The organism is Paenibacillus marinisediminis, assembly GCF_054343325.1.
The window spans coordinates 150,089-170,647 of the sequence record NZ_JBTGUH010000003.1; the positions used below are offsets into that span (position 1 = coordinate 150,089).

General features: G+C 47.1%; 18 protein-coding genes and 1 other annotated feature. Of the genes, 13 read left to right on the forward strand and 5 right to left on the reverse strand.

Going from position 1 to position 20,559, the window contains the following annotated elements; genetic code table 11:
- The first annotated feature begins 54 nt into the window (after positions 1 to 54).
- The 4 genes from ACXX53_RS10030 to ACXX53_RS10045 all read left to right on the forward strand — a co-directional run bounded on the left by ACXX53_RS10030 (position 55) and on the right by ACXX53_RS10045 (position 6,757).
- The gene (locus ACXX53_RS10030; RefSeq protein ID WP_458568505.1) at positions 55 to 1,038 is read left to right on the forward strand and encodes a phosphotransferase enzyme family protein; all 984 of its coding nucleotides are present in this window, start codon (positions 55 to 57) and stop codon (positions 1,036 to 1,038) included.
- Between the two features lie 1,380 nt (positions 1,039 to 2,418).
- Positions 2,419 to 3,282 (forward strand): C39 family peptidase, encoded by an 864-nt coding sequence (locus tag ACXX53_RS10035; protein ID WP_458568506.1) that lies wholly within the window; start codon positions 2,419 to 2,421, stop codon positions 3,280 to 3,282.
- A gap of 76 nt (positions 3,283 to 3,358) precedes the next feature.
- Positions 3,359 to 3,611, forward strand: a binding site (T-box leader).
- Positions 3,612 to 3,693: 82 nt separating this feature from the next.
- Positions 3,694 to 5,382, forward strand: a complete 1,689-nt coding sequence (locus ACXX53_RS10040; RefSeq protein WP_458568507.1) for a glutamine--tRNA ligase/YqeY domain fusion protein — start codon at positions 3,694 to 3,696, stop codon at positions 5,380 to 5,382.
- A 211-nt stretch (positions 5,383 to 5,593) separates the two neighbouring features.
- Entirely contained in the window at positions 5,594 to 6,757 is a 1,164-nt protein-coding gene (locus tag ACXX53_RS10045; protein ID WP_458568508.1) for a benzoate/H(+) symporter BenE family transporter, read from the forward strand.
- 6 nt (positions 6,758 to 6,763) lie between these two features.
- Here ACXX53_RS10045 and ACXX53_RS10050 read toward each other — a convergent pair whose 3' ends face one another.
- Positions 6,764 to 7,537 carry a patatin-like phospholipase family protein gene (locus tag ACXX53_RS10050; RefSeq protein ID WP_458568509.1) on the reverse strand — a complete coding sequence of 258 codons (774 nt, stop codon included), beginning with the start codon at positions 7,535 to 7,537 and terminating at the stop codon, positions 6,764 to 6,766.
- Positions 7,538 to 7,769: 232 nt separating this feature from the next.
- On the opposite strand from ACXX53_RS10050, the gene ACXX53_RS10055 reads away from it, so the two are divergent.
- Positions 7,770 to 8,492: an MBL fold metallo-hydrolase gene (locus ACXX53_RS10055; RefSeq protein WP_458568736.1), complete on the forward strand. Its 723-nt coding sequence runs from the start codon at positions 7,770 to 7,772 to the stop codon at positions 8,490 to 8,492.
- A gap of 125 nt (positions 8,493 to 8,617) precedes the next feature.
- Here ACXX53_RS10055 and ACXX53_RS10060 read toward each other — a convergent pair whose 3' ends face one another.
- The 3 genes from ACXX53_RS10060 to ACXX53_RS10070 all read right to left on the reverse strand — a co-directional run bounded on the left by ACXX53_RS10060 (position 8,618) and on the right by ACXX53_RS10070 (position 11,113).
- Positions 8,618 to 8,905, reverse strand: coding sequence for a phosphatidylinositol kinase (locus ACXX53_RS10060; RefSeq protein WP_458568510.1), 288 nt, complete (start codon positions 8,903 to 8,905; stop codon positions 8,618 to 8,620).
- A gap of 133 nt (positions 8,906 to 9,038) precedes the next feature.
- Positions 9,039 to 10,064 (reverse strand): FecCD family ABC transporter permease, encoded by a 1,026-nt coding sequence (locus ACXX53_RS10065; protein WP_458568511.1) that lies wholly within the window; start codon positions 10,062 to 10,064, stop codon positions 9,039 to 9,041.
- A complete protein-coding gene (locus ACXX53_RS10070) occupies positions 10,061 to 11,113 on the reverse strand; it encodes a FecCD family ABC transporter permease (protein ID WP_458568512.1) in 1,053 nt (350 codons plus the stop codon). Before ACXX53_RS10070 ends, ACXX53_RS10065 begins: the two co-directional genes overlap by 4 nt.
- A gap of 210 nt (positions 11,114 to 11,323) precedes the next feature.
- On the opposite strand from ACXX53_RS10070, the gene ACXX53_RS10075 reads away from it, so the two are divergent.
- The 8 genes from ACXX53_RS10075 to ACXX53_RS10110 all read left to right on the forward strand — a co-directional run bounded on the left by ACXX53_RS10075 (position 11,324) and on the right by ACXX53_RS10110 (position 18,965).
- On the forward strand, positions 11,324 to 12,322 hold the full coding sequence (locus ACXX53_RS10075; protein WP_458568513.1) for an iron-hydroxamate ABC transporter substrate-binding protein: 999 nt from the start codon (positions 11,324 to 11,326) through the stop codon (positions 12,320 to 12,322).
- 111 nt (positions 12,323 to 12,433) lie between these two features.
- Entirely contained in the window at positions 12,434 to 13,219 is a 786-nt protein-coding gene (locus tag ACXX53_RS10080; protein WP_458568514.1) for an ABC transporter ATP-binding protein, read from the forward strand.
- Between the two features lie 159 nt (positions 13,220 to 13,378).
- A complete protein-coding gene (locus ACXX53_RS10085; protein WP_458568515.1) occupies positions 13,379 to 13,831 on the forward strand; it encodes a UPF0158 family protein in 453 nt (150 codons plus the stop codon).
- Between the two features lie 187 nt (positions 13,832 to 14,018).
- Positions 14,019 to 14,567 carry a GNAT family N-acetyltransferase gene (locus ACXX53_RS10090; RefSeq protein WP_458568516.1) on the forward strand — a complete coding sequence of 183 codons (549 nt, stop codon included), beginning with the start codon at positions 14,019 to 14,021 and terminating at the stop codon, positions 14,565 to 14,567.
- Between the two features lie 52 nt (positions 14,568 to 14,619).
- Positions 14,620 to 15,009, forward strand: a complete 390-nt coding sequence (locus ACXX53_RS10095) for a VOC family protein (protein ID WP_458568517.1) — start codon at positions 14,620 to 14,622, stop codon at positions 15,007 to 15,009.
- 145 nt (positions 15,010 to 15,154) lie between these two features.
- Positions 15,155 to 16,237 (forward strand): lactonase family protein, encoded by a 1,083-nt coding sequence (locus tag ACXX53_RS10100; protein ID WP_458568518.1) that lies wholly within the window; start codon positions 15,155 to 15,157, stop codon positions 16,235 to 16,237.
- A gap of 565 nt (positions 16,238 to 16,802) precedes the next feature.
- Complete coding sequence (locus ACXX53_RS10105) at positions 16,803 to 17,933, forward strand: mandelate racemase/muconate lactonizing enzyme family protein (protein ID WP_458568519.1); 1,131 nt, start codon at positions 16,803 to 16,805, stop codon at positions 17,931 to 17,933.
- Between the two features lie 6 nt (positions 17,934 to 17,939).
- A complete protein-coding gene (locus ACXX53_RS10110) occupies positions 17,940 to 18,965 on the forward strand; it encodes a Gfo/Idh/MocA family protein (protein ID WP_458568520.1) in 1,026 nt (341 codons plus the stop codon).
- An 83-nt stretch (positions 18,966 to 19,048) separates the two neighbouring features.
- On the opposite strand, the gene ACXX53_RS10115 is transcribed toward ACXX53_RS10110, so the two are convergent.
- The gene (locus ACXX53_RS10115) at positions 19,049 to 20,539 is read right to left on the reverse strand and encodes a stalk domain-containing protein (RefSeq protein ID WP_458568521.1); all 1,491 of its coding nucleotides are present in this window, start codon (positions 20,537 to 20,539) and stop codon (positions 19,049 to 19,051) included.
- Between the last annotated feature and the right edge of the window lie 20 nt (positions 20,540 to 20,559).

The following is a 20,559-nucleotide window of genomic DNA, read 5'->3' on the forward strand; positions in this document are numbered from 1 at the left end:
AGAATATAGTGCAGTAATGACTGGAACATGTATGCGCATAAAGGAGCAGATTATATGACGGCAGCTAGCAATTATAAGGACGAAGACATCTACCGGCCAATCATTGAACTAGTATGTCAGGCTTACAAGCTGGGACGGTGGCTTGAAACTTGTGAAAGGCTGGGCGGCTCATATAATGTTTCGCTCAAAATAAAGACGGATAGAGGACAGTATGTGGTCAAGGTGTTGAATTCTGCGGGCAGCGAGGCTCAACTGAAGGAACTGCAGCCGATGCTCGTCATGCTGCATGAAGCGGCCGTTCCGGTTCCAGTCCCTCTGACTACAGATGATGGAAGCTGTTACTATAGGCATCAAGATACGTTAATTCAAGTGACTCCTTTCGTAGAAGGAGTCAGCTTCGCCTACCATGAGCAGCAGGTGTTCAATAGTGGCAGCATGCTGCGGCTATTCCATGATACGCTTCAGCAGCGTGAATTTCGTTCGAAGCCGACGCGCTCCTTCTATCGCGATACAGTCTACTATGTTCATGCATTTGAGAAGTTAAAGGCTAATGAAGCAATCGCGCGGCAGGAGCTAGAACATGCGGAACGATTGAGCGTTCGCATCTTATCGGAGTGGGACAGGATCGAATCTCGACTTCCGAAGGGGATAATTCATGGAGATTGGCATTATTGGAATCAATTGTACCGGGAGAGCGATCATGAGGTTATTGCTGTCGTAGATTTCGATTATGTACAGGAAGGAATACGGATCTATGATGTCGCTTATGCCTTATGGTCGTCTTACATTCTGCTGCCTAGATACGCCCGTACATTCGACCGATGTTTTCTGTCCGCATATGGCGAACTAACTGCTGAGGAGAAGATGATTCTTCCGATAGCGGTAGCGCGGATCGGCTTGTACTTCTTATACTATTCAGCTCAGACACCAGATCCTATTGAGAAATGGAAGAGTCAATACGCAAGTCAGGTGCCGCTGCTGGAATGGCTGCAGGACAAAGGACGCGACAGATTAAACAGGCTGACGGACTTACCATAAGGGAACCAAACAATAGGATTGATACATAGACCGTTTCCCCTGATTTGTTAGGGGACGGTCTATTTTATATCTAGGTAGCTGTCATTTCCTCGCCAGCGATGCCGCACATGCCTCAATGAGAGCATTTGACTAATATCCCCAAGGCTCAGGAAGGCGGCCCTGAGCTATTGGGATAATGGCCAAATGACGATGGGAACGAGAAGAAGTGAATGAGCCCAGTGCAAGAAGAACCTCCAAGTGAGCATTTGACTAATATCCCCAAGGCTCAGGAAGGCGGCGCCTGAGTAATTGGGATAATGGCCAAATGATGATGAGAAAGAGTAGAAGTGAATGAGCCCAGTGCAAGAAGAGCCTCCTAGTGAGCATTTGACTAATATCCCCAAGGCTCAGGAAGGCGGCCCTGAGCTATTGGGATAATGGCCAAATGACGATGGGAACGAGAAGAAGTGAATGAGCCCAGTGCAAGAAGAACCTCCAAGTGAGCATTTGACTAATATCCCTAAGGCTCAGGAAGGCGGCGCCTGAGTAAATGGGATAATGGTCAAATGACGATGGGAAAGAGTAGAAGTGAATGAGCCCAGTGCAAGAAGAGCCTCCAAGCGAGCATTTGACTAATATCCCCAAGGTTCAGGAAGGCGGCGCCTGAGTAAATGGGATAATGGCCAAATGACGATGGGAAAGAGTAGAGATGAATGCGTCCAGTGCAAGAAGAACCTCCTAGTGAGCATTTGACTAATATCCCCAAGGTTCAGGAAGGAGGTCCCTGAGTAATTGGGATAATGGCCAAATGACGATGAGAAAGAGTAGAAGTGAATGAGTTCAGTGCAAGAAGAGCCTCCTAGTGAGCATTTGACTAATATCCTCAAGGTTCAGGAAGGAGGTCCCTGAGTAATTGGGATAATGGCCAAAGGTTCTTCTACCAGAAAACGTGTAGAAGAGAAGCTTGTAGGAGCGGGTCGCGTAACAAAGTGCTTTCATGCAGGACTCATACTCTTTTTCTCCAATGACAGCCTTCCCAGCACGTGAATGAAAAAAAAGGATAGAGTAGCAAATAATAAACGATATCGTCATAAAATAATATAGCCTCTGTGAAGATGATAACCATCGAGAACGATGGAAATCAGATCTGACCAAGTTTATCCACCATACCGACCATAATCGCGTCGACAACTGCCCCATTCCATGTCTTTAATCCACCGATAACGACGATGACTAACGATAATATGAACACATCTTACGATACTTCCACAATGCTGCTTGGGCTGGATTTGTAAGGGGAAATACGAATCTATGATATTTATTGCAAAGCTCAGATGCAGGTTTTCATAACAATATGAAACAAGGCAGGTGGAAGAGATGCAGACCATATTATTGTGGTTAATGTTGTTAAGTTCAATGGAATCGCTGTTTGCAGCTGCCGCGGCAATAGAAGAGCCGGATCAGAATGTACCGAATATGAATCATAGGTATGCTGTCTATCAGAATAGTCGGTATGTGCGGCAAATGGATTCATACTCTGATGCGGTAAACTTTGCGAAGCAATTGACGAACGGCAAGATCATTCATAAGAATGGCACTGTGGTATGGGAATCTCTAAGCGATCAGAACCGCAATTCCATCATGATTAATATACCTAACATCTTGCAGATGCCTGAACTGCCACGTGGTTGTGAAGTTACTGCTTTAGCGATGCTGCTTCAGTATGCAGGAGTGTCCGTCGATAAGATGGAGCTTGCAAAGGACATTAAGAGGGACACTACGCCTTATGAGAAGGTAGATGGTGAAGTTTATTTTGGAAACCCTTACGATGGATTTGTTGGCGATATATACTCGTTCTCAAATCCAGGCTTAGGCGTATTTCATGGTCCGATTGCGGAATTGGCAGAGAAGTATTTACCTGAACGAGTCATTGACATGACGAAAATGTCTTTTCAAGATATGTTGTATCCTCTCTCGCAAGGGCAGCCTGTATGGGTTATTCATAACAGCTTGTTCGACACCGTTCCTGAGAGCCAGTGGTATACTTGGAATACACCGAGCGGAAGGCTGGACATTACGTATAAAGAACATAGCGTCTTGATCACGGGTGTTGACGATGAGTACATCTATTTTAACGACCCTCTAGATGAGCAAATGAAAGCAAAGAGAGATGCATTCCAACGAGGATGGGAGCAGATGGGCTCACAAGCAATCACTTATGTGCCTCAGAGGACTCATAAAGTTGAATCACTGTTCAACCAATAATACGATACAGCCTTGATCAGCATAGGGAATATCTATTTACATCGCAGGGAATAATCTGATATTATATAGCAAATATTGAAACGCAATGATGAGAAGAGTAGGTAAATTCATTCCTCACCAGAGAGCTCCGGTCGCTGAAAAGGAGCAGGAATGGCTTGCTGAACCAAGCCTCTGAGCGGCATGTCGGACCCGTTGATGGCGATGGCATGACAGGAGCTCCTGTTACAGAGCTAGAGTATAAGCATGCTTCGTCATGCCGTACTTGATGAGGTTAATATGGCGACATGTTAATAAACCTGGGGTGGTACCACGAGGATCTCGTCCCCAAGACACACAGTCTTGGAGGTGAGGTCCTTTTTTGCGTGCAGGCGGGTTGAACGGCTGATTAACCACAGACAGGAGGATGCGATCATGAACAGGGAAGAGATAGCAGGCAGTGAACATTTTATATATAAGCTGATTAAGGATGATATTGAAGCTGGAGCATACAGCAGAGACATATGCACTCGATTTCCGCCAGAGCCCAATGGCTATCTTCATATTGGCAGCGCATATGCGATTCACACGAACTATTCGATAGCTAAGCATTTTGATGGAACATTCAATTTGCGGTTTGATGACACGAATCCGTTGAAGGAAGATGTGGAATACGTGAACGCGATCATCGAAGACCTCAACTGGCTCGGCTATGGGCCAGGGGACAACATCTATTATGGTTCGGACTATTCGGAAGAAATCTTCAACGCGGCAGTCACCTTGATTAAGAAGGGCAAGGCCTATGTATGCGATCTGACGCCAGAGGAAGTGACGGAGTACAGAGGAACTTTGACGGAACCTGGAAAGAACAGTCCTTACCGAGATCGATCAGTTGAAGACAATCTTGAATTATTTGCGAATATGAGAAATGGTGAATACCCAACTTCGTCCAAGGTGCTACGGGCCAAGATTGATATGAGTTCACCGAATATCAATCTCAGAGATCCTGTCCTCTATCGCATCATACATGCAGAGCATTACCGGACTGGCAACGTATGGTGTCTATATCCGATGTATGATTTTGCGCATCCGATTCAAGACGCGATCGAGGGTATCACCCATTCCTTATGCTCGATTGAATTCAAGGATCATCGCCCCTTATATGAATGGGTGCTGTATGAACTGGAGGTCGTCGAAGCGCCAAAGCAGAGGGAATTCGGCAGATTGAATCTAACCGGAGTGGTGACGAGCAAACGATACTTGAGACAGCTCGTGGCAGGTGGATTCGTCGATGGCTGGGATGATCCAAGACTGCCGACGATCCGCGGATTGAGACGAAGAGGGTACACGCCCGAGAGCATTAGAAGCTTTGTCGAGGAGATTGGCTTAATCAAGCATCAGAATACAGTCGATATCGCTATGCTGGAGCACTCGATTAGACAGGATCTCAAGGCGAAGGTCAATGGGGTGATGGCGGTATTGAATCCGCTGCGTGTCGTGATCACGAATTATCCGGAAGGCGAATCGGAAATGCTGCCGCTTGATAACAATAGTGAGAATCAAGAACTGGGCAAGAGGGAAGTTCCATTTTCAAGAATCGTCTATATTGAGCAAGATGACTTTATGGAGGTTCCGACACATGGCTTCCACCGCTTGACGATCGGTCAAGAGGTGCGGCTCAGGGGAGCCTATTATATCCGCTGCAACGAAGTGATTAAGGATGAGCGGACAGGGGAGATCGTCGAGCTCCACTGTACGTATGATCCGAGAACGAAGAGCGGAACAGGCTTCAATGAGCGCAAGGTGAAGAGCACCATTCATTGGGTATCCGCTGAGCACGGTATAAAGGTCGATGTGCATCTGTACGATAAGCTGCTGTTGGATGATGATGTGCTGAAAGATGAGAATCCAGCTTGGGAGACATGCTTGAATCCGGACTCCTTTATCGTGGTGAAGGGAGCTGTTATTGAACCGTCAATTGGAAACGCGCGGCCTGGTGATCAGTTTCAATTTCTTCGGCACGGATACTTCTGTGTGGATACGAAGTACTCAACCAGCGATACACTTGTATTTAACCGCATCGTTCCCTTGAAGGACAGTTGGAAGAAAAATAGCCGAGGCTGAGCGGTGACAACATGTGGTTGTTATATCATGTTAATGGAGTTATATTAATGTAAAGACAGATAGGTAGACACAATAAAAGCGCCAGTGGTGGCGCTTTTATTGCTACTTTGGGCGTGTACACCATTTTACATCAATAGACTGGTAGAATATCTTTCATCTATTTCAGAGAAGGAAGAGAGATGAAGTGAGTAGACTCAAGATAGATCTCAAGTTGCATTTCAATACACAAAATGTGTTCGCAGGTATACTATCGGCCTTAATGGCCTGTACGGGTGGAGCTGTGCTCATCGTAAGCAGTGCAGAAACGGCAGGCTATACGAGCGCCGAGCTTATTTCCTGGTTGTTCGCGGTTTATTTCTTCGGTGGAATATTGAATATCATCTTGTCCATTCTGTATAAGACTCCATTCGGCGGCGCGCATTCGATTACTGCAGTTGCCTTCTTGAGCACGTCGGGGATTCATTTTACGGTACAGGAATTGGCTGGAGCAAGCATCATGGCAGGGCTGCTTATCGCATTGTTTGGCATAACCGGCATATCTAGCAAATTGTTTGAACTGCTGCCTAAGCCGATTATGGATGCGATGCTGGCAGGACTGATCTTCATTCACATCGTAAAGATTGTGCCTACCTTCAATACGGCTCCGATCGTTGGCGGAATGGCGCTGCTAGGATTCTTCCTCGTTCCGAAGATATTCAAGCAGGTTCCCCCTGTATTGGGCGTTATTGCCTTCGCTTTAATAGGGCTATGGATAAGCTTTGACTTCCCGCCATATGAAAATATCCCATTCTCGATGCCGAGCTTGATCGTACCGTCATTTTCAATGAATGGCTTCGTTTCGATCGCACTGCCTTTGACGATATTGGTGCTCAGCAATGATCTATTCGTCGCATTAGCAGCTCTTCGTAAGAATGGCTTCGAGCCTTCCATACGAAAGACGATTACGATCAATGGCATCGCTTCGGCGTTAGCAGCATTTGTCGGCAGTCATGCCATTAATATTGGCGGGATGATGACCACGTTATGCAGCAGTGATGAGGCTGGCCCGAGGAAGCATCGCTACTATGCTGCTATCGTATCGGGTATATTGGTCGCACTGTTCGGATTGTTTGCATGGAAAGTGATTGCCTTTATCAATATTTTGCCGCTATCCTTTATACATCTCATAACGGGCTTCTCGTTGCTTGGCGTGTTTATTCAAAGCATGCAATCCGCCTTCAGCGATAGTTCCTATCGATATGCTACTGCCTTTACATTTGTCATCGCAGTTTCGAATGTGTCGTTTCTCGGCATTTCTGCTCCTGTATGGTGCCTGCTGGTAGGCTCGTTAACGGCCAAATGGTTGGGTGAGGGCAAAGTGAAGCAGCTGTCGTAATCTCCATTAAAGGAGATGCAGGAGTTCGGCAATACGTGCTTCTGCATCTTGTTTGCCCGCGTCGATGCATTGTCTAATCTTCTTCAGATCATAGGACATCACTTGACCGACATCCGGTCTGAATACAATATCAGCATAAGGAAGCGTACGACGAACATTATCCAGCATCATGATGTTCAATGAGCGGAACATAACGTCAAACATACTCTTTGGCTCCGTCTCTTGGAGCTCTGGTCCCACATCTACCGCCAGGACGATGGACGCGCCTGCATTCCGCACGATATCCGCAGGCACTTGATTCAGTACACAGCCGTCGACGAGTACTTTATCCTCGTATGTGACTGGAGCGAATACACCGGGTACTGCTGTTGTTGCGCGGATAGCGATTCTTAAGTCCCCTTGATCAAATATATATTGCTGTCCGCTCATGAGATCAACAGATACTGCTCGAAATGGAATCCGGGTATCCTCGATCTTAAAATCACCAAGTCCCTTTTCCTCAAGAAATTGAAGCAACAGGTTAAATACCTTATCTCCGCCTAGAATGCTCTTCTTTCTATATCCCAACTCCATGAGACGGTAGGAAGGCAGCGATAATGCGAATTCCTCCACCTCTTCGATATCCAGACCAGCCGCTACGAGCCCACCGATTGCGCCGCCCATGCTCGTTCCCGCGATAAATTCGATTGGAATCTGATATTGCTTCAGTACTTTGAACACTCCAATATGAGCTAATCCTCGAACAGCGCCTCCGCCTAAAGCAAGTCCGACCTTTTTCATGATGGTCCCTCCTACAGATCGATCGCACAAATCATAAAATAGCAGTATATAGACATAATATCGTTTTGATTCACGCATGTGCAACGTCCTGTAGAATCGCGTTCAATTGATACTTGACAAATAATTATTTTTATGTTATGATATATTATTTATCTATTGACCGGATGTTAAGCGCGTGGTAAAACTATTTTTGTAGTCAGAGTTGGTCATATCCATTAAGGAGGAGAACATGATAAACATTGCTGATGGAGTTGCCATGCTAGAACTTAACATCCAGGGGTTCATATTGAATCCAACACTGATCTGGGATGAGGACACCGCGATACTGATGGATACCGGAATGCCAGGTCAAGCGGAAGCCATACGCGAGGCGATGAATAAGGCAGGAGTTCCCTATGAACGATTGAAGGCGGTGATCCTGACTCATCAGGATATAGACCATATCGGAAGTATTCAGGAAATTGTTCAGGGTTCTAACCAGCACATTGCCGTTTATGCGCATGAGATGGATAAGCCGTATATTGAGGGGACGCTGCCTCTCCTTAAGGCTGATCGGAAACGCATGAGCAGCGAAGAGTGGGAGTCGCTTCCTGCAGCGATGAAGTATATCTATGAGAATCCTCCGAGAGCTAGGGTCGATATGACGTTGGAGGACGGGCAAGAACTGCCTTATTGCGGCGGCTTGCGTGTTATACATACTCCGGGTCACACTCCTGGTCATATCTGCTTGTATCTGAAATCAAGCCGTACACTAGTTGCAGGTGATGCGATGATCCGTGCGAATGGAAGCTTGAGAGGTCCTGTTCCAAGGGCCACATTGGATATGGATATTGCCCTTGATTCGCTTAAGAAGCTTCTAGACCTAGATATTGAGCGTGTGATCTGTTATCACGGAGGCTTAAGTGTTGTAAATGTTAAGGAGCAGCTGCATAAGCTAGTTGAACCATCCGAATAAATAAGACGGGGCTGTCCTATTAGCCATGAACTGGCTAGAGGGCAGCCCTTTATTGTTGTAAACGCTCAGGCAGGTATACAAGGAAGAGCCCATGACCATTGCAGGGCCATGGGCGTTCTCTTACATTAGAAGAAGAAAGGCAGCAGGAACAGGTCAGAGATAAATGGAAACGGGAATCGTCTAAAGAAAAAGCGCCGTCTCGGGAAAAATCCAGGATGAAATCCGAACTGCCTGTAGGTTGAAGGCTGAGCTGGCATACCGCTCATCATCTCATCCGTCGGAACAGCAAGAGTGACACCGTCTTGATCGACGTGAGCAATAAATCCATCGTGTGAATGACCGTCATTTGTGCGAATTCCAACATATTTATTCATACAAGTCATGCAGGCATCTCGTAAATAGTTAGGGTCCATGTGCATCCTCCCAATGATTGTTTATTCATCATCAGTCTATGGACTATTAACTAGATCGTTCACGGCGAATGCCTATCTAATGGAGAGAATGCCGCCCAAAAAAAGGGCGGTATAGCTCATATGACCTGTACTCTTAATTGGTCTTGATTAACAAGTAGATGAAGTAGGGGGCTCCTAATATCGATACGACGAGTCCTACAGGTAGTTCAGCAGGTGCGATGATGACACGACCCAAAGCATCAGCCGATAGGAGCAAGAGTGCGCCAAGCAGAGCCGAGATCGGAATTATACGTGCGTGTCGAGCACCTACGAGCTGCTTTGCCAGATGAGGCGCGATTAATCCTAAGAAGGTAATTCCTCCACCTGCGGCTACACAAGCGCCAGCTAAGCCTACAGCAATGAGCAGAAGCAGGCGACGATCTCGCTCTACATGTGCTCCTAAACCGATCGCGATGGGATCGCCTAATCTGAGAATGTCCAGCGTACGCGATTTGTAGATAGCCAGAGGGATCAAGATGATGATCCACGGCAATAAGCTCCATACGAATGTCCAGTTGGTTCCCCATATGGAACCAGACAACCACACGAGGGCATCCATAAAGTCGTTCGGATTCATCTTCATCTGCAGTACGATCAATCCTGCGCTAAATGCGGCATTGACCCCGATCCCGACCAGGATAAGACGTGTCGGTGTTACCCCTTTATTTTTCCAAGCAAGGATATAGATGAGCATCGCAGCGACAAAGGCGCCGACTAATGCTGCAAAGGGCAATGCAAAGATCGACAGCTTGCCGGTGATAAAGGCTGTTCCCTGAAAGAAGAACATATAGAGTACAACCGCGAATCCAGCACCTGCATTAATTCCTAATATTCCAGGATCAGCAAGCGGATTCTGTGAAATGCTCTGCAGGATCGCACCGGATACCGCTATTCCTGCGCCAATGAGCAGAGCCAATACCATGCGCGGCAAGCGGAATTCAAACAGCACTAGATTGGATCGTCCTTCACTAATACCGAATATCGATTTCATAACGTCTTCTAATGGGATCTTTATGTACCCCGCATTAAGACTGACAAAGAACATGATCGCGATGAGGATGAACAGTGTAATACCGATATACCAAGTTTTTATATTTTGCTTATCATGCTGCCTGATCATAAACTTCTCCCGTCCTTACGCGCAAGATATAGAAAGAATGGCACGCCTATAATAGCGGTTACCGCACCGACCGGTGTTTCGAAGGGGGCATTGATCATTCGTCCGACGATATCGGCAAAGACCAGCAATATTCTTCCCAGCACGGCGGAGCATGGAATAATCCAGCGATAATCCATTCCTACTAGGAAGCGTGTAACATGCGGGATAACGAGTCCAACGAAGCCAATCATGCCCGCAATGGAAACCGCGACACCCGTTAGAATCAGGACGGTTATAGTACCCAACAGCTTGACTCTTCCTGTACGCTGACCTAGGCCTTTAGCTACATCTTCTCCCAAGCTTAAGATTGTAATAGAGCGAGACAATATGATGGCTAGACCAATGCCAATGATGAAAACCGGTAGGACAGCTTTTATCGTGGACATCTGCACCCCAGCAACGCCGCCGGCGTACCAAAAGTTTATTTCCTTAGCCACGTTGAATTTGATCCCAATAGCGGTTGACAGCGCGCTTAATAGAGACGTGATCGCTGACCCGGCTAACGCTAGCTTGACAGGAGACATTCCGCCCTTCGAGAGAGACGTGATGCCAAACACAAGGCCTGTCCCTAATCCGGCACCGACAAAGGAACAGAGCATGAACATCGTGTAAGGAGCGCCAGAAAATAGCGCAAACGCGATCGCCATCATAAATGTAGAGCCAGCAGTTACCCCCATAATGTCAGGTGAAGCGAGCGGGTTGCGTGTCATTCCTTGCATAATAGCGCCGGATACAGCTAGTGCTGCTCCTACCAAAGCGGCTGCAATCGCACGAGGCAATCTTAGCTCACGAATAATAATGTGGGAGGAAACCGTATCATCGTATGAAAATAAGCTCTGCCACACTGTCTTGAAGTCGACATCGGAAGCTCCAAAATGAATAGAGGCGATGATCGATAAGAATAATAATCCAGAGCCTAGTATTAATATGGCGGAGGCCAATAACGGTCTGCTGCGCTGTTTTGATTTCGAATCGTTTGATGGTTTCGTTAATGAATCTCCGTTAAACATGAATATCCTTCTTTCTATACAGCAAAGAAATGAGAACCGTTATCATTATAAGGTAACGAGAACTAAATCTCAATGTGAGGCAATCGTTTATCATCATTGCGGATGTACATTATGGTAATTGCTAATTCAGGTTGTAATTGAGAATGAAAATAGTTATCATTTAGAACAGCAATTATTTTCTATTAACTCGCATAGAGGAAGTGCAGCAATATGAGTTTTAACCTGAATAAGAAGAAATATTTATTGGTATTATGTGTGTGCATGCTGTCAGTAGCTTTAGCTGCTTGCGGAAATGGTAAAGATACGTCGGGAAATGCAACCACAGAGAATGCGGGACAAGCGAATAAGGATGCTGGTGGAGCTGAAGCAGGGCGCGTATTAACGGATGCGATGGGTCATCAAGTAACAATTCCCGCGAAACCGGAACGCGTGATCGCTTCCTATCTTGAAGATAATCTGGTGGCTTTAGGCATTAAACCAGTTGCTCAATGGTCTGTAAATGACGGAGCTAGCATACAAGGCTATTTACAAGGGGATCTAGCGGGAGTACCTACAATTCCTCATGATCTGCCGTTTGAAGCAGTTGAAAGCTTTTCTCCGGATCTGATCATTATGGATTCTGCTAGTATGGTAGAAGGCGGAAAGTATGAAACGTACTCTAAGATAGCCCCTACATATGTGATAGGGACGGATATGAACAATGACTGGCGTCAAGAGTTGCTCACTGTCGGCGAAATATTCGATAAGAAGCAAGAGGCTCAAGACGCGCTCACGAAGTATGACGAAAAGGCTAAAGCAGCAAAAGAAAAAATTGAGAGTTCGGTTGGAAATCCTTCCGTGGCCGCGATCTGGCTGGTGAACAATCAATTCTTCGTCGTAAGTAAAAACCTATCCAGCGGTGCGGTTCTATATGAGGATCTTGGATTAAAAGTTCCTGCAGTCGTAGAAGAGATCTCTGCGAGCGCGACAGGGAACTGGAGCCCCATCTCCTTAGAGAAATTAGTTGAATTGGATGCGGATCACATCTTCTTGATCAACAGCGATACTTCCAGCGGCTCGACAGCGTTGAATAATGCGTTGTGGAAAAACATACCTGCCGTTAAAAACGGAAACGTGTACGAATATTCGCCTGATTCAAGCTGGCTGTACACTGGGGTTACGGCTAACAATCAAATCATCGATGATGTTCTGGAAAGCCTCGTGAAATAAGGAGTTCTGTGTAAATACACTTAAGTAGACGGTTAGCGCAACCGTCTATTTTTGCAAGTTGAAATAGGGTGGGCTTGTAACAGATCGACCCATAGTAAAGGAAGATATCATATGAATCGATTGCTTACGGAGAATCTGAGCATTGGATATAATCAGCAATTTATCGTTAATAATCTAAGTGTCGCGTTTCCTAATCAACAGATCACAACCATTATCGGACCGAATGGCTGCGGGAAATCGACTTTGCTGAAAGCCATTACGCGCATTATACCTCATCAATCCGGCCAAGTTATGCTCGATGGCAAATCCATTTCAAGTGAGAATACAAAGGAGCTGGCGCAGAAAATGGCCATTCTGCCTCAATCGCCTGACAGCGGCGGCGGTCTGACCGTTGCGGAGTTGGTTTCCTACGGGCGGTTTCCGTATCAGAAGGGATTTGGCCGCTTAACGCAGAAGGATTATGAGGTCATCGATTGGGCGCTGAAGGTAACGGGCACGGATGAATTCCGCACACGGCTTGTTGATTCCTTATCAGGCGGACAACGTCAGCGGGTATGGATCGCGATGGCATTAGCGCAAGAAACCGAGATTATCTTTCTGGACGAGCCTACTACTTATTTGGATATGGCGCATCAATTAGAAGTGCTGGAATTATTGCAGAGCTTGAATCAAGAGCAGCAGCGAACGATCATCATGGTGTTGCACGATCTGAATCAAGCCGCTCGATTCTCGGATAATATCATTGCAATGAAGGGCGGTCACATAGTCAAAGCGGGAACCTGTGAAGAGGTGATCCAGGCGGATGTACTGAAGGAAGTGTTTCAGATCGATGCTGAGATTGGCCGTGATCCACGAACCGATAAGCCGATGTGCGTCACTTATGATCTGTTGAAATAAGCGTAAGGAGGAATAACGGATCGTGTGTCCGCATCCGATATGATAAAGTGATTCATCGTCGTTATAGTCGATCCTTCGAGGTGTCTTGATGTTTCATATCGCATTGTTCCACTGGAAATGCTATATTAGATGTTTCCAAGGTTATAGGAGGATGAGGTCATGAATCAAGAATTGACGTTGACGAAGTTTCAGTTCGACGAGATCGTCTATACACATAGTGTCAAATCGGAAGGTTTTCAATATTACTTAGATGCCAGCACTGGCGATATCGTGATGGTGAATGAGGATGGAAAGAAGAAGGGAGACCGCGAATTCAGGGAGAGAATTGAGAAGGGGTTGAATGATACCTATTTCCTGATTCCACATGTCTCACTGAGTGAGGGGTCAAGCGATATTTATGAGTTTACGAAGACCGTAGCGAATACCGAGTTTCGAGAGAAGCTTGCGAATGTGCTAAGAGGGAGAAGAAACGTATTTCGCAAGTATAAGGATATGCTGTTGACAAACTCGGAGGAGTCGGAACGGTATTATGCTTACGTTCAATCGAAGCATCGCGAACGTGTATTGAAGTGGCTGGAGTCAGTCGGTGTAAAAGTCACCGTTAAATCATAACCGAGCAAGCAATAGATCAAACGCGATGGCGCAGTCCATTGCGTTTTTTTGTGATCTTAGCAGGGTATAGGCCACATACGATCATTTGATATTCATAGATAGGTACTTATATGGAATGAAGAGCAGGAAATAACAGTCTTGATGGCGAAACTAGCGCATACAGGTCTATGGAGATAGGAGGCAGGCAATGTTCTACTACAATGTTAACCGTGATATTAAGCTTCGAATGCTTGAGCTTAGACATACTGATGAGCTGTATGCACTAGCAGATCGTAACCGCGAATACTTGGGAGAATGGTTGATGTGGATTCATCGTACGAGCAGTCCGAAGCAGCTAGAGGACTATATCGAATTCACGTTAAAGCAATATGCTAGTCATAACGGATTCAATTGCGGAATCTTCTATCAAGATCGTTTGGCTGGCTGTACTGGATTCCATAGTGTGGATTGGCAGAACAAGAAGACGTCGATCGGATACTGGTTAGGAGCTGAATTCCAAGGGTTAGGCATTATGACGGCATCGTGTCGAGAGCTGATTCAGTATGCATTTACGGAAATGGAATTGAATCGAGTGGAGATTAGAGCTGGTGTACATAATGCGAAGAGTCGAGCAATACCTGAAAGACTAGGCTTTACGAACGAAGGAACGATACGGCAAGCGGAATGGCTAGGTGATCGCTATGTCGATCATATTGTGTATGGCATGCTCGCTTGTGATTGGACGTATGACAAGTAAGCTCTAGCGATACGACGAGATTCATTATGTAGTAGGTTAAGGAGGAGAAAACATGGGGATTCAATTCTTGGGTGCGGTATTTATTAGAGTAAGCAATCTGGATGTGTCGATACCATTCTACTCTGACGTGCTTGGACTTCAACTGCGAGATGTGGAGCAATGGGACGAAGGCAGGGGTGCTAATTACTTCATTAGTGAACACTCGCCTTTGCTTACATTGATAGAGACGGATGAGCATCAACCACTGAAATATCCGGCTTTTAATCTAAACTGCAGCAATGTCACGGAATTATATGATCTGTTTAAACAGCGTGGAATTCAAGTTGGAGACTTGAATAATTGGTCTTCCGAGATGCATGTTCACCAAGATTTTGATGTCTACGATCCCGACGGTAATCCTATTAATCTGATTGAATGGCGTGCAAGAACGGACAACGTTTAGAACCAAAATATCCCCTAACTGCAGTCGGTGAGTGCTGCGGCTAGGGGATATTGCGTTCCTAGGGGGACTGCGAAAGAACTTTGTCTAGTTACCCTAGATGATGATACAATTGATGCTATAAAAAGGACAAAGTGGAGGTTATTCAATGGCTAGTCAAGAACAGCGCATGCTGGTATTTGTGGGATCTTACGCGGATGCGTCCTCAGATGGGGTATATGTATACGAGTTCAACGAAGAACGTGGAGAGCTTAAACAGCTTCATTCCGTAGCGGGATTGAAGAATCCGACATTTCTGAATGTGGACGAATCCCGTCGTATTCTATATGCAATCGGTGAAACTGCAGCTGAAGATGGCTCGAAGACAAGCGATGCTATTTCATACGCGATTCAACCGACAGATGGAACATTGACCGAAATGAACCGGGCTTACGCGTTGAACGGTCCTGCTTGCCATATTCAGCGCAGCAGCGATAATCGATACTTAACGTTGACGAGCTATCATAAAGGATCCGTAAGCTTGGTTTCTCTAACAGAAGAGGGGAATGTGGGCGAGCTGTTGGATATTCAGCAGCATGACGGCAGTAGTGTGAATCGTGCAGGGGATATCAAGCCGCATCCACACTCTTCCTTCTACAGCCCTGACGAGCGGTATTTATTCGTCTGTGATCTGGGATTGGATCTTATCCGTGCTTATAAAGTGGATCAAGCAGCTGGTAAGCTTGTGCACCATGGGGATACGGTGCTTCAGCCAGGATCGGGTCCACGACACATGGTATTTCATCCAAACGGAAAGTTTGCGTATGTGATCAATGAGCTGGACTCTACGTTCACCGCGTTCGAGTACGATGCGGATAACGGAACTTTGAATGCGATTGAGACCGTCTCGACCCTGCCAGAAGGTGAAAATGTCAACAATTCATGCGCCGAAGTTACAATCTCGGCAGACGGCAATTACTTATACGGATCTAATCGCGGGCATGACAGCATTGTGGTGTATGCAGTAGATTCGAATACTGGCAAACTTTCGCTAGTCGAGCACGTATCTACGCAAGGGGAGCACCCGCGTCATTTCTCCATCCTGCCAGGTGGTCGTTATCTTATTGCGGCCAACCGTGATACGAACAATATGACAGTCTTTAAGGTGGATCCAGCATCCGGCAAGCTTGCTTACACTGGGCATTCCGTTGAAGTATCTAAGCCAGTATGTGTATGGGCATATTTGATGTAGAAGCAGACTGTTGATGAACGTAAAAAAGGCAGTGATGGGCACGGTTAATCTGAAATGTGCTTTCAGATAAAATCGTGCCTAGTCACTGCTTTTTATTTGTGTTGTTGCAAATTTTGGGAGAGATTGGGGGGCTTCGCCGGCGGGTTGAGACGTAGAAAGTCGACGTCTCAGCTGCCCGGGGGCCCCCGCGTAGGCGGGAAATGGGTCTGAGACGTAAAAAAACGACGTCTCGTGGTCAAAAAAGCCCCTCCGGCGGGTTGAGACGTAGAAAGTCGACGTCTCAGCTGCCTGAGGGCCCCCGCGTGGGCGGAAAATGTGCCTGAGACGTAAAAAAACGACGTCTCGTGGTCAAAAAAGCCCCTCCGGCGGGCTGAGACGTAGAAAGTCGACGTCTCAGCTGCTTGGGGGCCCCCGCCTGGGTGAGCAGGAATGAGGAAATTGGCCGCAGGTCCTCTTTATTGGTTAAAATGTTAATATTTATGACACTACCATCCATATCTATTATAATGAGAGCACACGGAGTAGTTACCTCTTCTCTGTGACTGATATGGAAGGAGAACTTATGATGCACGTTCAGAAAGTAGAAGCATTCCCGCTTATGCTGCCGATGAAACGAAGCTTCGCCATATCGGGCGGAACGGTAGGCGATGTATCTCAAGGAGCCCCTCACATCTATGTTAAAGTCACGGCGGAAAATGGATTAAGCGGTTGGGGAGAGGCTCGTCCCAGCCACAGATGGAGCTATGAAACGTTGGAGACCGTCGTATCGACGATACGGCATTACTTAGGTCCTGCTCTAGTAGGCAAGCCGGTGCATGATCTACAAGGGATGCACAGAGCGATGAACAGTATGATTGCAGCAGGTGTAAGCGGAGGCCAGCCGATCGCGAAGGCCGCAGTGGATATGGCGCTGCATGACCTGATCGGCAAGCTGGACAATAAGTCGTTGCCGGAACTATGGTATGCGGAGGGAAAGTCGAGCATCGAGCTTTCCTACTTGATCACGACGCGTGAACCGGAGGAAGCGGGGAGTATGGCGCGGCATGCGAAAGAGAAGGGATACACCGCCCTCGACGTCAAGATCGGGTTGAACCCCAGCCAGGATGTTGCCGTGCTAGAGGCGGTGAAGGCGGAGGCACCAGAGCTATATTTTCGTGTCGACGCGAATCAGGCTTACGATCTTCCGCAGGCACTTCGGATCGTGAAGGAGATGGCGAGAATTGGCGTAGATGTGTTTGAGCAGCCGCTGAAAGCCAACAATCTGCTCGGGCATGCTGAGCTTCGCCGCCGCTCCGATGTGCCGATCGCGCTCGACGAGAGCATTTGGTCTGCAAGTGATATGATGCAGGCGATACGCCTTGAAGCTTGCGACACGATCGTGATTAAGCTTACGAAGATGGGCGGACTTATGCCTGCGAAGCTGTGCGGTGAGCTTGCACGCGAAGCAGGACTTGGGCTGCTGGGAGGCGGCTTAACGGAATCATCTATCGGATTAACCGCGAGCGCGCATTTATTTAATTATCTAGGCATTCATATTCCAGTTGACTTGAATGGACCGATCTTCCTGCAGGATGACCCGGTCGAAGACTGCCCAATCGTGAATGAAGCTGTAGTTTCGCTGCCGAATCGTCCCGGCATTGGCTGTGTTATCAGCGAAAGCAAGCTGCAGCAATATAGTTCAGAGGGAAGAGGATGAGTCCATATGAAAAATGAACGTGTAATTAGATTCGGCATTATAGGCTGCGGGGTCATCTCAACGTCACATGCGGAGGCTATAGCCGAATGCCCATATACGGAGCTAACAGCGGTGTCAGACATCGATGCAGATCGCGCGGCACAATTTGCAAATAAGCACATCATCTCGCATCAATACAGCGACTATAAGGAAATGCTGCGATCAGGCGAAGTGGATGCAGTATCGATCTGCTTGCCAAGCGGTTTGCATGCAGATGCGACAATTGCGGCAGCGGAAGCCGGTGTGCACGTATTATGCGAGAAGCCGCTCGACATTAACGCGGAGAGAATGTCAGCGATGATCGCTGCTTGCCGTACAGCAGGAGTGAAGCTAGGCACCGTGTTCCAGCGGCGCATGATGAATACGGCGGTCAGAGTGAAGCAGGCAATCGACAGCGGAGTTCTCGGCAAGCTAGTGCTGTGCGATGCGTACTTAAAATATTATCGCAGTCAGGAGTATTACGACAGCGCAGGCTGGCGTGGCACATGGGCTGTGGACGGCGGCGGAGCTTTGATGAATCAAGGTGTGCACGGTGTCGATATGATCAACTGGCTGGCAGGCGGCGTGAGCAAGGTATTCGCCCGAGCTTCCGCACTTGTCCGCCATATTGAAGTCGAGGACACGGCAGTCGCGCTTGTCCAATATAAGAATGGCGCGTTCGGAGTCATAGAAGCCGCAACTACGGTTTATCCCGAGCAGAGCACACGATTCGAGCTGCATGGTGAGAAGGGCACGATCATCTTTAATGACAGCGGAATAGTAGAATGGAAGATTATTGGCGAAGAAATGGATATCGATGCATTAAACAACGAACTGCGAGCAGAATCTCGTGTTCCTGCATTAGGTCATTATAAATATGTTGAAGATATGGCATTAGCGATCTTAGAGGATCGCGAGCCGTTCGTGAATGGTGAAGAAGGCCGCAAAGCAGTCGATATTATTCATGCCATATATGAATCTGCTCGAGTACATAAAGAAATTGAACTTATTTAAACCGTACATGGGCAAGTAGACGGATTCTAACGACGAGAGAAATAGAATAGCGGATGGCCAGAAGAGGCCATCCGCTATTCTATTTAATGCACCTTGGTATCTATTCGCACCTGCTGCAGCTGTGAATCCCATGTGACGGAAAGGCCGAGCCCCTTCTCGAAGAGTTGATAAGGGGCAGCCAAAGCACCTGTTAGAGAAGATACAGGTTCGGGGAGCTTGATGGATTGGTCATTCACCAATATATTGCTTTCCCCGCCTCGAAACGTAACGGATTGCCCATCATAATCAATCGAATAGGTAAGTGTGCCTGATGGATCTTGATTGATCGCAAACTTTGCTCCTATTGCCCGGGTAATCGTAGTTACCGGAATTTGGACTGTACTTGCAGTTACTGACGGAGCAAATGCCGAGTTGATCAGTTGTCCATCAATTATGATATCCACTGCCATATTGGCCTTTATCGGGAGATAGACCATGTGATCGGGTGAATCTGTCGCTGTGCCAATTGAATTAAAATGGTTGCCGCCCCAGCCCCATACTTCGCCGCGTTCCGAGATCGCTTGATTGTGATAGGCTCCTGCGCTAATCGATTGGATCTTAGGTAAGCCGTTAACCTTGCCTTGCTTGCCTGTCACCGTCCTTCCATAGCTATATACATCGCCTGCTGTCGTTAGAAACAGCGTGTACCGTTCAGCTGCTCGTACTTCTTTAACCGTCAATTTAGGTTGGACGGCAATTGGCTTACCCTTGGCATCCAAAGTCCAGACCTTGCCCTTCTTATCCAGCGCATACAAGGCATCTTCATTAGAAGTGACGGATTGAATATTAGATAATCCTTTTACCTGTACAGGCTTAGTAGGAGTCTTGATATTGGAGTTATTCGCGGGTGATGGTTCATTCCAGCTCCATACGGTGCCGTCTCGTTTCACGGCATAGACTTTGTTGTTGAATACATGAATTTGCACCACATTTGCAATGCCGCTAACAGCAGCAGGTTTTCGAACGCTGTTCGTATCATTCTTGTTCCACTCGCGCTGCCACGACCATACGCTCCCGTCTTGACGAAGCGCTACACCGAAGTCCCAGCCTGCTGCTACAGTGGCTGCATTCGTTATTCCAGCTACCTGCTGAGGCAATATAGAATGGATCTTATTGTCATCTGTACGCTCTGCGCTGCCCCATGTCCATACTGTGCCATCGGACTTAACTGCGAGATTATGTCCATTTCCGCTTGTAATATGCTTGATACCCGACAGCGAGCTCAGACGAACAGGCCCGTCAGTTTCCGAGAAGGTAACCGTTTCTTGTATCCCGATCTCGCCTAATAGATTGCGTCCCCATGTCCATACCGAGCCGTCCTTGCGGAGCGCGATCGAGTAATAGTAGCCTGATTCGACTTGCGTGAATTGCATGGCCTCAGGGATTCCTTTTTCCGACGCAGAAGCGGATACAGGGATCGCTGTCCCGACAAGCAAGAGGATCATGGCGATGATCAGCGGTTTAAAGCGAGTTGATATAGTGGAATGTCGGATAGTTGAAGTTTGCGTTTTGTAGAATGATAATGGCAATCTCATAGATAATGCATCCCTTTCGA

What these genes read in the sequence shown, in the direction of transcription:
- ACXX53_RS10030 (WP_458568505.1), top strand. Translation starts at nt 55, where the DNA reads ATGACGGCAGCTAGCAATTATAAGGACGAAGACATCTACCGGCCAATC.
- ACXX53_RS10035 (WP_458568506.1), top strand. Translation starts at nt 2,419, where the DNA reads ATGTTGTTAAGTTCAATGGAATCGCTGTTTGCAGCTGCCGCGGCAATA.
- ACXX53_RS10040 (WP_458568507.1), top strand. Translation starts at nt 3,694, where the DNA reads ATGAACAGGGAAGAGATAGCAGGCAGTGAACATTTTATATATAAGCTG.
- ACXX53_RS10050 (WP_458568509.1), bottom strand. Translation starts at nt 7,537, where the DNA reads ATGAAAAAGGTCGGACTTGCTTTAGGCGGAGGCGCTGTTCGAGGATTA.
- ACXX53_RS10060 (WP_458568510.1), bottom strand. Translation starts at nt 8,905, where the DNA reads ATGGACCCTAACTATTTACGAGATGCCTGCATGACTTGTATGAATAAA.
- ACXX53_RS10065 (WP_458568511.1), bottom strand. Translation starts at nt 10,064, where the DNA reads ATGATCAGGCAGCATGATAAGCAAAATATAAAAACTTGGTATATCGGT.
- ACXX53_RS10070 (WP_458568512.1), bottom strand. Translation starts at nt 11,113, where the DNA reads ATGTTTAACGGAGATTCATTAACGAAACCATCAAACGATTCGAAATCA.
- ACXX53_RS10075 (WP_458568513.1), top strand. Translation starts at nt 11,324, where the DNA reads ATGAGTTTTAACCTGAATAAGAAGAAATATTTATTGGTATTATGTGTG.
- ACXX53_RS10080 (WP_458568514.1), top strand. Translation starts at nt 12,434, where the DNA reads ATGAATCGATTGCTTACGGAGAATCTGAGCATTGGATATAATCAGCAA.
- ACXX53_RS10085 (WP_458568515.1), top strand. Translation starts at nt 13,379, where the DNA reads ATGAATCAAGAATTGACGTTGACGAAGTTTCAGTTCGACGAGATCGTC.
- ACXX53_RS10090 (WP_458568516.1), top strand. Translation starts at nt 14,019, where the DNA reads ATGTTCTACTACAATGTTAACCGTGATATTAAGCTTCGAATGCTTGAG.
- ACXX53_RS10095 (WP_458568517.1), top strand. Translation starts at nt 14,620, where the DNA reads ATGGGGATTCAATTCTTGGGTGCGGTATTTATTAGAGTAAGCAATCTG.
- ACXX53_RS10100 (WP_458568518.1), top strand. Translation starts at nt 15,155, where the DNA reads ATGGCTAGTCAAGAACAGCGCATGCTGGTATTTGTGGGATCTTACGCG.
- ACXX53_RS10105 (WP_458568519.1), top strand. Translation starts at nt 16,803, where the DNA reads ATGCACGTTCAGAAAGTAGAAGCATTCCCGCTTATGCTGCCGATGAAA.
- ACXX53_RS10110 (WP_458568520.1), top strand. Translation starts at nt 17,940, where the DNA reads ATGAAAAATGAACGTGTAATTAGATTCGGCATTATAGGCTGCGGGGTC.
- ACXX53_RS10115 (WP_458568521.1), bottom strand. Translation starts at nt 20,539, where the DNA reads ATGAGATTGCCATTATCATTCTACAAAACGCAAACTTCAACTATCCGA.